This is a genomic window from Variovorax sp. P1_H12_2 (assembly GCF_056405335.1).
The window spans coordinates 1-3,439 of sequence record NZ_JBFUCI010000556.1 but is presented as its reverse complement, the minus strand read 5'-3'; the positions used below and the strand labels follow the sequence as shown (position 1 = coordinate 3,439).

Genomic DNA, 3,439 nt, shown 5'->3' with positions numbered 1-3,439 from the left:
AGCCGCCGCATCTTGAGCGAGCGCGTCGGCACCGTGGTCGCGCGCGGCGATGCGGCGCTCGGCCTGCAGCAGGTGAGCGAGCTGCTGCCGATCGAGGGCATCGACTACGTGGGCCCGCTGCCGGCCGAGGTCCAGCGCGTGACGGTGTTCTCGGCCGGCATCGCCACCGGGTCGAAGCAGCCCGAGGCGGCCCGCGAATTGATCCGCTACCTGAATTCGCCCGCCGCCGCGCCGACCATCGCCAAGACCGGCCTCGAGCCGCTCGCCGCCCGCTGAGCCGACATGGAACTGAGGCAGCTGCGCTACTTCGTCAAGACCTGCGAACTGCGCAGCATGGGGCGTGCGGCGCTCGAACTCGATCTCGCGACCTCGGCGCTGAGCCAGCAGATCAGCCGGCTCGAAAGCGAGCTGTCCACGCGCCTGCTGCAGCGCAGCTCCACCGGCGTGACGCCGACCGATGCCGGCCTGGCCTTCCTGCAGCAGGCCCAGCTCACGCTGCGGCATGCCGACGAAGCGGTGCGGGCGGCGCAGCAGGCTCGGCTCTCGGGCCATGTGAGCATCGGGCTGCCGCCGACCACCGCGTCGGTGCTCGGCGTGCCGCTGATGCAGGCCATGGCCGAGCGCTACCCCGAGGTCAGGCTGCACCTGGTGGAGTCGCTGTCGGGCCACCTGGCGACGATGCTCAACGCCCGCCAGCTCGATCTCGCGGTGCTGTTCCAGACCGACACCGCACGGCGCTGGAGCGTGCTGCCGCTGCTGGACGAGAAGCTGTTCGTGATCGGCCGGGCCGGGCTGCCCGGCCTGCCGAAGGGGCCGCAGGTGCGCATCGCGCGCTTGGGCGAGCTGCCGCTGATCCTGCCGAGCGCCTCGCACGGCCTGCGCGCGACGCTCGCCGCGGCCTTCGCGCGGGCGCGGGTCGCGCCGCGCGTGGTGGCCGAGATCGACGGCCTGGCGCTGCTGATGGATGCGGTGCGTGCCGGGCACGGCGCCACCATCCAGCCGGGCGCGGCCACCGCGCGCTTCGCCGACGACCCTCTCGCGCAGGTGCGGATCGCCGATCCCCAGGTCGGCCGCCGCAACCTGCTCGCGAGCCTGTCCGACGATGAACTGTCGCCGGCGGCGCTGGCGGCCCGGGTGGTGCTCGCCGACGTGGCGCGCCAACTGGTGCGCGAAGGCCGCTGGGCCGGCGCCACCCTTCACGAAAACTGAAGACCCCTTGTTCCGGGCGCACTGTCGCCCGAGGCCCCGCCTGCCTACAGTCGCTCTCCACCACGAGGAGACAACTGCATGATCGATGTCCTGGTCATCGGCGGCGGCAATGCCGCGCTGTCCGCCGCGCTGATGGCGCGCGAGGCCGGCGCCAGCGTGCTGCTGGTCGAGGCCTCCCCGCGCGAATGGCGCGGCGGCAATTCCCAGCACACGCGCAACCTGCGCTGCATGCACGACGCACCGCAGGATGTGCTGATGGACGCCTATCCCGAGGAAGAGTACTGGCAGGACCTGCTGAAGGTGACCGGTGGCCTGACCGACGAGCACCTGGCCCGCATCGCGATCCGCGCCTCCTCGTCCTGCCGCGACTGGATGCGCAGTCACGGCGTGCACTTCCAGCCGCCGTTATCGGGTGCGCTGCACGTGGCGCGCACCAACGCCTTCTTCATGGGGGGCGGCAAGGCCCTGGTCAACGCCTATTTCCGCAGCGCCGAAAGGCTCGGCGTCCAGGTCCGCTACGAGACGCCGATCGTCTCGATCGAACTCGACGGCGACCGGTTCGTGGCCGCGCGCAGCGCGGACGGCGAGCGCATCGAGGCCCGCAGCTGCGTGCTGGCGGCCGGCGGCTTCGAGTCCAACCGCGAATGGCTCAGCCAGGCCTGGGGCGAGAACGAACGCGGCGAGCGGCCGGCCGAGAACTTCCTGATCCGCGGCACCCGCTTCAACCAGGGCGTGCTGCTCAAGGCCCTGATCGACGCCGGCGCCGATTCGATCGGCGACCCGACGCAGGCGCACATGGTGGCGATCGACGCCCGCGCGCCGCTGTACGACGGCGGCATCTGCACCCGCATCGACTGCGTCTCGCTCGGGGTCGTGGTCAATCGCGAGGCCGAGCGCTTCTACGACGAGGGCGAGGATTTCTGGCCCAAGCGCTATGCGATCTGGGGCCGCCTGGTGGCGCAGCAGCCGGGCCAGATCGCCTATTCGATCATCGACCGCAAGGCCATCGGCCGCTTCATGCCGCCGGTGTTCCCGGGCACCGTGGCCGACACGCTGCCCGAACTTGCGCGCAAGCTGGGGCTGCCCGAGGCGGCCTTCGTCGAGACGGTCGGCGCCTACAACGCGGCCTGCCGTGTCGGCCGCTTCGACCACACCGCGCTCGACGATTGCCACACCGAAGGGCTGGCGCCTGCCAAGACCCACTGGGCGCGACCGATCGACACGCCGCCGTACTACGGCTATGCACTGCGCCCCGGCATCACCTTCACCTACCTGGGCCTCAGGGTGAACGACCAGTCGGCCGTGCACTTCGGCGGCCGACCGAGCCCGAACCTGTTCGTGGCCGGCGAGATGATGGCCGGCAACGTGCTCGGCAAGGGCTACACCGCGGGCGTCGGGATGGCGATCGGAACCGCCTTCGGACGCATCGCAGGCACCCAGGCCGCCCTCGCGGCAAGCAAGGAACTCGACCATGCAGCAGCTTGAGGCGTTGACCCGCGAGGCGGTGTCGCTCGCGGCCGGCGGGCCGCGCGTGATCCCGATCCTCAGCGAGCGCGAGGCCGAGGTCGGCCGCCAGATGCAGATCTGCAACGCCTGCCGCTACTGCGAGGGCTTCTGCGCCGTGTTCCCGGCGATGACGCGGCGGCTCGAGTTCGGCAAGTCCGATATCCACTACCTGGCCAACCTGTGCCACAACTGCGGCGCCTGCCTGCACGCCTGCCAGTACGCGCCGCCGCACGAGTTCGCGGTCAACGTGCCGCGGGCGATGGCCGAGGTGCGTGGGCAGACCTATGCGGACTACGCCTGGCCGCCGATGCTGGGCCGGCTGTACCAGCGCAACGGGCTGACGCTGTCGCTGGCCCTGGCGGCGGCGCTGGCGTTGTTCCTGGCGCTCGCGGTGGCGAGCCACGGATCGCTGTGGGGCGGTCGGCTGGAGGGCAACTTCTATCGGCTGTTTCCGCACAACCTGCTGGTCGGGCTGTTCGCGCCGGTGTTCCTGTTCGTGGTGTTCGCGCTGGGGATGGGCGTGGCCCGCTTCTGGCGCGATGTCACGCCGGCCACGAGCGGCGCGCCGCTGCGCGCGCCGGCCGCGGCCGAGGCCGCCGACGCCGTGCTGCGCCTGAAGTACCTCGACGGCGGCCACGGCGAGGGTTGCCACGACGAGGACGATGCTTTCACGCTGTCGCGCCGGCGCTTCCACCATTTCACCTTCTACGGCTTCCTGCTGTGC

At 71.3% G+C, this 3,439-nt stretch carries 4 protein-coding genes; all 4 read left to right on the top strand.

Going from position 1 to position 3,439, the window contains the following annotated elements; all coding sequences use genetic code 11:
• On the top strand, positions 1–276 hold a 276-nt coding region (locus tag AC1D2K_RS32210; protein WP_478094192.1), incomplete at its 5' end, for a substrate-binding domain-containing protein.
• Positions 277–282: 6 nt separating this feature from the next.
• Positions 283–1,209 carry a LysR substrate-binding domain-containing protein gene (locus AC1D2K_RS32205; protein ID WP_478094190.1) on the top strand — a complete coding sequence of 309 codons (927 nt, stop codon included), beginning with the start codon at positions 283–285 and terminating at the stop codon, positions 1,207–1,209.
• 78 nt (positions 1,210–1,287) lie between these two features.
• The gene (gene tcuA, locus AC1D2K_RS32200; RefSeq protein WP_478094188.1) at positions 1,288–2,694 is read left to right on the top strand and encodes an FAD-dependent tricarballylate dehydrogenase TcuA; all 1,407 of its coding nucleotides are present in this window, start codon (positions 1,288–1,290) and stop codon (positions 2,692–2,694) included.
• Positions 2,681–3,439: tricarballylate utilization 4Fe-4S protein TcuB (gene tcuB, locus AC1D2K_RS32195; protein ID WP_478094186.1), on the top strand; the 759-nt coding region annotated here is incomplete at its 3' end. The genes tcuA and tcuB, both read left to right, overlap by 14 nt.